The 6,817-nt window shown below is 60.3% G+C and carries 5 protein-coding genes and 1 tRNA gene; 1 reads left to right on the forward strand and 5 read right to left on the reverse strand.

What is annotated here, in order from left to right:
* Positions 1-385 precede the first annotated feature (385 nt).
* From QMB98_RS08500 to QMB98_RS08510, 3 genes are all read right to left on the reverse strand, one after another.
* Complete coding sequence (locus QMB98_RS08500) at positions 386-604, reverse strand: YbdD/YjiX family protein (protein ID WP_371685285.1); 219 nt, start codon at positions 602-604, stop codon at positions 386-388.
* Between the two features lie 5 nt (positions 605-609).
* Positions 610-2,982 carry a carbon starvation CstA family protein gene (locus QMB98_RS08505; protein ID WP_371685287.1) on the reverse strand — a complete coding sequence of 791 codons (2,373 nt, stop codon included), beginning with the start codon at positions 2,980-2,982 and terminating at the stop codon, positions 610-612.
* A gap of 604 nt (positions 2,983-3,586) precedes the next feature.
* Positions 3,587-3,670 (reverse strand) — tRNA-Leu (locus tag QMB98_RS08510).
* A 202-nt stretch (positions 3,671-3,872) separates the two neighbouring features.
* Here QMB98_RS08510 and QMB98_RS08515 point away from each other — a divergent pair.
* Positions 3,873-4,919, forward strand: coding sequence for a GNAT family N-acetyltransferase (locus QMB98_RS08515; protein WP_371685288.1), 1,047 nt, complete (start codon positions 3,873-3,875; stop codon positions 4,917-4,919).
* A gap of 140 nt (positions 4,920-5,059) precedes the next feature.
* Here QMB98_RS08515 and QMB98_RS08520 read toward each other — a convergent pair whose 3' ends face one another.
* Entirely contained in the window at positions 5,060-5,698 is a 639-nt protein-coding gene (locus tag QMB98_RS08520; RefSeq protein ID WP_371685289.1) for a hypothetical protein, read from the reverse strand.
* Positions 5,679-6,817: gamma-glutamylcyclotransferase (locus tag QMB98_RS08525; protein ID WP_371685290.1), on the reverse strand; the 1,139-nt coding region annotated here is incomplete at its 5' end. The genes QMB98_RS08520 and QMB98_RS08525, both read right to left, overlap by 20 nt.

The following is a 6,817-nucleotide window of genomic DNA, read 5'->3' on the forward strand; positions in this document are numbered from 1 at the left end:
TCAAGGGTAATTTCAACAACTAACTACCCCTGCCACATAGTCTGACGCGCGACACGCACACGACAGAGCCCAACTCGTCATCTTCGCCTACGAGAGCGGACTCGTCGTCCCAGGAACATAGCAAGCCTGACAGCTGCGCTCGCGGACCGTGCGAGATTCACTCGTGCCCCTCTCGAGAGTCAATCGCTGGGGTTCGAGAGAGTCCGTTTTGAACCATAGAGCGAGTGACTCGCGGACGTTGTGGGAGAGCCAGAGGATGGCGCGCTAATGATCAACGAGATGATGGACACAAGCCTGAGAGAAATGGCGGTTCGGAAAGCACTGAAGGAGCACTCCGAAGAGTGCTCCTTCACGCATGAGGGTCAGCGACAGTAGTTGACCCTGACTAGCAGCATCCTGTTTGGACGTTCTGTTCGTCAAAGTCGGCGCGTTGCCTCCAGAACTCCCGCTTTGTCAGCGGTGGGTGATCTGGGTGATGGCGGGTGTGGCGGGCCAGGTACGTGTCGTACGCAGACTCACCAGTGAAGTCCCGCCACAGGCGGCGGACCCGGTCCCACCGGGACACGGGTTGCGTGCCGGTGGGCTGGTCCGTCTTCTTGGCCACGACTGTCACTTCTTCACTTCGGCCGGTGCCTTGTAGCCGGGGATGAGGTCGGGATCGCCAACCACCTCGTATTCGGCAACCAGCTTCTTCTCGAGCGGGGTCGCAACGAGGCTCGACGGTGCGAAGAAGTTCGACTCCTGGTAGGGATCCTCGAAGGACTCCGGCTTCTTCGCCTTGAACATCTTGGCGATGCGGATGAGACCGCAGAGCACGATGAAGGCCACGGTTGCGAGGAACACGACCGAGAGGGTGCCCTGGATCAGTGTGTTGCGGACGATTGCGCTCTGGACCGCAATGGCGTCAGCATCTCCGGCCACGCGGGCTGCCTCGAGGGCGGCCTTCGCGTTGTTCCACTGGGTGAAGTAGCCGATGGCGGGATCGGAGGAGAAGATCTTCTGCCACGATGCCGTGAATGTGGTTGCCAGGTCGAACACGAGCGGTACGGCCGGGATCCAGATCCACTTCCAGTAACCCTTGTTTGCGACCACGACGGTGCAGATGAGAAGGGCGATGGCGGCAATGAGCTGGTTAGCGACGCCGAACAGCGGGTACAGGGTTTGGATGCCGCCACGGGGGTCGGTCACACCCATGAGCAGCAGTGAACCCCAGGAGGCCACGACGATAGCGGTCGTGATCCAGGCTCCGACGCGCCACGAGGGGTCCTTGAACTTCGGGATCACGTTGCCGAGAGCATCCGAGAGCTGGAAGCGGGCCACGCGGGTCACGGCATCCACGGCGGACAGGATGAACAGGGCTTCGAACATGATGGCGAAGTGGTACCAGAAGCCCATCATGGCTTGACCACCACCTACCTGGTGCAGAATGTTCGCGATTGCCACGGCGAGTGTCGGGGCGCCACCGGTACGGGAAGTCACGGACGACTCACCAACGTCGTGAGCGAGCTGATCAAAGGCCTCACCATTGACGAGCACGATCTCGTTACCATCCTCATCCCATGACTCCCACTCGGCGTGAATGGAGTTGCCGTGAGTGTCGGTGACATTGAGGTTCTTCACCGCTTCCGCGGTGATCTCAGAACGATCGTCAGTGGACTCCACGACAGCGGTTCCGGCGAGGTTGTCGACCGTTGCAGCAGAGGTGTTCATGCCGAAGTAGATGCCCATGTTGAGGGAGGCCGCTGCGGCGAGAGCCATGATGGCGACGAAGGACTCCATGAGCATGCCGCCGTAGCCAATCATGCGGACCTGGGATTCCTTCTGAACCATCTTGGGGGAGGTACCGGACGACACCGTTGCGTGCATGCCGGACAGGGCGCCACAGGCGATGGTAATGAACAGGAACGGGAAGAGCTCGCCAGCGAAGACGGGGCCCTCGGTGTTGGAGGCGAACTCGGTCACCGCCGGCATCTGAACCACGGGACGAACGATGATGATGCCGATAGCCAGAACAACGATCGTTCCGACCTTCATGAACGTTGACAGGTAGTCACGCGGGGTGAGGAGCAGCCACACCGGGAGAACGGCTGCGAAGAAGCCGTAGATGACCATGCACCACACGAGAGCCGTGGGGGAGAGGTGGAAGATCGACTGACCCCAGTCGGTCTCGGAGACCCAGCGGCCAGCGAAGATGACGACCATGAGAGTAATGAAGCCGACGACCGAAACCTGGGTGATGTTGCCCGGTTGGACGAAACGAAGCCACAGGCCCATGCACAGAGCGATCGGGATCGTCATGCCAACGGCAAACACGCCCCACGTTGATTCTGCGAGCGCGTTGACGCAGATCATGGCGAGGACGGCAAGAACGATCATGAGCATGACGAGAACCATGACGGCGGCAACAGCGCCACCGACCTTGCCGATTTCGTCAATTGCCATCTGACCGAGAGAGCGTCCGCCGCGGCGCATCGAGAAGAACAGAACAAGCATGTCCTGAACGGCGCCGGCGACGAGCACGCCAATGATGATCCACAGCGTGCCGGGCAGGTAACCCATCTGGGCCGCCAGAATCGGACCGACGAGCGGGCCGGCGCCAGCGATGGCAGCGAAATGGTGGCCGTAGAGAACGACACGGTTGGTCGGGTCGTAGTCCTTACCGTTGTTCACGCGCTCAGCCGGGGTGGCATTCGAGTCGTCGGGGCGCATGATCTTGCGCTGAATGTAGAGCGCGTAGAAGCGGTAACCGATGGTGTAGGTGGCGACCGAGGTGACGACGAACCAGATCGTGTTGACCTCTTCGCCTCGGCGGATAGCGAGCATGTACCAGCCCAGAACGCCCACGGCTGTGATGCCGACCCAGAGAAGGATCTTCCCCAAGGACCACCTATTGTGGGGCTTGATTCCGACCGGTACGCCATCCTTATTCCGAATGACGAGCTTTTCCTCTTCTTCGGTGTAGGTAGGAGTGACAGCCTCCATGAAACTTACCTTTCACGAAAATCAGTGGCCGCCGAATTGCGCCCACTGATAACCACGTCAACGAAGCCAAGCAAGCAAAAGGAAGCTCAGTCGGAATCGAAGACACTTTCATGTTAATAAGCACTGTGAAAAGACTGATAAAGAACTGGGAGTGTTCAATGTAAACATATTGGACTTAAGTCCCATGGAAAGGTTACAAGCAGGACAAATGTCCCAATAAACGGTGTCAACATGTCCAAATTGCGCAAATTATTGACCTGTCAAAAGGGTCCTTGAACAGTGGGATTGGCGACATGGGAGGAGGGAGTCGAGCCTGGGAACCGCATCTCGTCATTGGCTATCTATCGGGAGCCGGGTTGCTTACCGAATCTTCGCGGCCCGGTGAAGCCTGCCCGCTGCTTTCGATGAGGATTCATTGAATGAGGATTCCTTGAAGTCAAGGGGACCTTGAGTCCAACACGTGCCAGATCAGCGACAGAGGAGCTGGTTTGAGAGGGCGTCGAATTGCCGGAGCCGCAAAGGTTCCGAGTTGGGCCCGTTCTGCGCAGGGGAGTGGATAAGCGAAAGGGCGGTACAACCTTGGTCGTACCGCCCTTTCGGACTGTGCGCGGAGGGGGACTTGAACCCCCACCCACATTACGTGGACTAGCACCTCAAGCTAGCGCGTCTGCCATTCCGCCACCCGCGCAGGTGACTCGGCCTTGGCCGAAGCAACGTATAGAAATTTACCATGACCCGATCGAGATGCGCCAATTCCGTGAGCTGATTTTGGTGTGATGTCGCTCGCCCATACCCAACATCGCCGTTCCTCGTTGGTTTAACTCCCGGCCCAGACAGCGATCTTGGCCGAGGAATGTGGCCGACCTTGAGAACCGAGTACCCTGGTGAGCATGCAGCCAGTGACACTGACAACCGATCGTCTTCGACTCGAGATTCCCACCCTTGACCTTGCCCCTGACGTGACGAGGATCTGCCAGGATCCTGACATTCAGCGGTGGACGACGGTTCCCTCGAACTACACGATGGGGGATGCCACAACCTACCTCTCGAGGGCAGGAGAGATCTGGGAAAAGGACTGCCCGCTGTGGGCCATCTTCCTAGGCGACCGCTTCATTGGCATGGTCGATCTCTTCCTTCCCGTGGGTGAGGGCAAGCGCACCGAGGTTGGCTTCTGGATCGATCCGGAGGTCCGCGGCAATGGGTACATGACCGAGGCAGTGAATGCCGTGATCGATCTTGCCTTTGCAGAGGGCTCGTACGCCGTAGGTTGGGCGTGCCTCGTTGAGGGTCGTGACATCAACTGGGCAAGTGCCAAGGTCGCTTGGAAGGCCGGTTTTCAGTTCGAAGGCATCAGGCGGGGCGCCACCTTCGAGGATGGTGAACCGAAGGACCATCTCATCGCCACAATCATGAAGGACGATCCGCGAGAGCCGCACAAGGCGTGGTTCGGCCCATCAGAGGGCAGGCGGGCAGTGCTCAACTCCCGCGACCCCGAGGCACTCGTGCGGGAGTTCCATGAAACCTACGAGATGCCGATCGCGACCGATGGTCCGAACGTCGATCGTGAGCGCAGCGAGATGAGGATGGCGCTCATTGCCGAGGAGTTCCACGAGCTCGTGTCCGCCTACTACGGCAAGGTCGCGGGCGAGACCGTCTCAGCCGCCTACGAGCAGGCTGTGGCAAGCGATGATCGCACGCGTGACACGGTCGAGGTCGCGGATGCTCTCGCTGATCTCGTGTATGTCATCTACGGCATGGCGCTGGAGACTGGCATTCCCCTCGAGGACGTGCTGCGAGAGGTGCAGGCGGCGAACCTGTCGAAGCTGGGTGCCGACGGCAAGCCCATCTACCGAGAGGACGGCAAGGTGCTCAAGGGCCCCGACTACTTCCGTCCCCGTGTCGATCGGGTTCTCGGACTGGAATCCAAGAAGAAGTAGCTGGCAAAGTCCCGGTCAAGGGTGAGTAGCGTTCGGATCTTGGATGAGAATGAACCTGAGGGTTGGTACAGATTGCAAGAGCTTCCGTACCAACCCTCAGAACTATTCGTGTACCAACCCACAGATCTGTTCGTGGAGGGTTAGAACTCCCACCGCCATCCCGAGCCGTCCACACCCCACGGGTTGTAGACGAGGTAGCCGTGGTCGAGGCTGGTGTCGAGTGCGATGAGGCCCTCGGCAGTCTCGCCGGGGTTGATGAACGGCGCGACCTGCTCCTCTATCGAGAAGCACTCGTAGGAGGAGATCGTGATGACGTCCGCCTGGATGACCCCGTTGAGGTCGGTCAGGTAGAACGCATCGGGCGCGGTCGTGAGGAAGGGTTCCTCCCCCTCATCCAAGAACTCCGCGTAATTCTCCGACATCTCTGCCGTCACGTCCACGACCAGGAATGACCCGTGCTCGTTCGTGACGTCTGTTGGGTCGATTCTCGACGGGCACGTCTGTGCGTGTTCGATAGAGTTGACGGTCATGGTGAAGATGGCCTCTTCCTCACCGCCGGCGAGGCCAACGGGTTCTCCGAGTGTGCCCTCGACGTCGCCGGTCTCGGACACCTCGGGAGTCTCATCGGATTCGGGAGAAGTGCCAGTATCGGGCTTGTTGGTGCCGACCGGGACCGGTTCCACCTCGGGCGACGGGTCGGCGTCGGCGCTGCTCGAACAGCCCGCGACCACGAGGCTGGCGAGGAGCAGAAGTCCTGTTTTAGAAGCGCGTGATGTCACCGGAAACCACCTTCGTTCCGTAGTTCTTTGCGTAGGTCTGGCGCCACGGTGTGGCCACGTAGACCCATGCGTTCTTGTTTTGGTTGGTTGCTCGCTGCTCGCGAATGTAGTTCATTTGGTTCGGGTTGCCACCGGGGGTGTAGCCCTCCCAGTCATCCAGCCTCGCAACCTCGGCGTTGTACCTTGAGCTGGGGAAGAACAGCATCTCGCCGGTCATGCCCGTCGAGCCTGGCAAGGCCCACGGCCACACGGGGTACGACGGGTAGGGGTGATCGGTCACCCAAAGTTCAAGAGAGGGTGCGCGCCCAAGGACGTTGATATTGAACCTGCCCTGAACAACGCTGTGTGCCGGCTGGCCGGTCCGGAGTGTTCCGTACACCATGACGGGAACCTGGGAGGGGAGGGAGGGTTTCGCTGGTGGCTTTGGTGCGCGGTGGACTCCGGGCGTTGCGGTACCGTTACCGTCCCAGTCACCCACGAGCGGGGTATCGCTCGCCTTACCGAAGCGAATGATCCGCTCGGCAGGACCGCCGTTGAAGTCGTTGCGAATGTGCCATTCGTTGCCGCGCCGCACAGCAAAGGTCTCCTTGCCGTCGCCGTTCCAATCGCCCACGTACAACTCATCACCCTTGCGACCATAGTTGAACGTGATTTCTGCGTTGCCTCCCGCGAGTGTGTTGCGCAGGTGGAAGGTGTTGCCGCGGCGAACAGCGAACGTATCACCATCGGCCCCGTCCCAGTCACCAGCGAACGCCTCGTCACCACTGCGTCCGTAGTTGAACTGCGCGTCGGCATTGCCGCCGCGGAGTTCGTTGTTGACGTAGAAGGTGGTGCCGCGGCGGACCGCGAAGGTGTCGGTGCCGTTGCCGTCCCAGTCGCCGACCAGAACCTCGTCGCCTGCTCGTCCGTAGTTGAACTGTGCGTCGGCGTTGCCGCCGCGGAGTTCGTTGTTGACGTAGAAGGTGGTGCCGCGGCGGACCGCGAAGGTGTCGGTGCCGTTGCCGTCCCAGTCGCCGACCAGAACCTCGTCGCCTGCTCGTCCGTAGTTGAACTGTGCGTCGGCGTTGCCGCCGCGGAGTTCGTTGTTGACGTAGAAGGTGGTGCCGCGGCGGACCGCGA

The organism is Flaviflexus sp., assembly GCF_041440645.1.
Classification (GTDB): domain Bacteria; phylum Actinomycetota; class Actinomycetes; order Actinomycetales; family Actinomycetaceae; genus Flaviflexus.

Excerpts from the sequence above, each read along its gene's own strand:
- QMB98_RS08515 (WP_371685288.1), top strand. The coding sequence starts at position 3,873 with ATGCAGCCAGTGACACTGACAACCGATCGTCTTCGACTCGAGATTCCC.
- QMB98_RS08505 (WP_371685287.1), bottom strand. The coding sequence starts at position 2,982 with ATGGAGGCTGTCACTCCTACCTACACCGAAGAAGAGGAAAAGCTCGTC.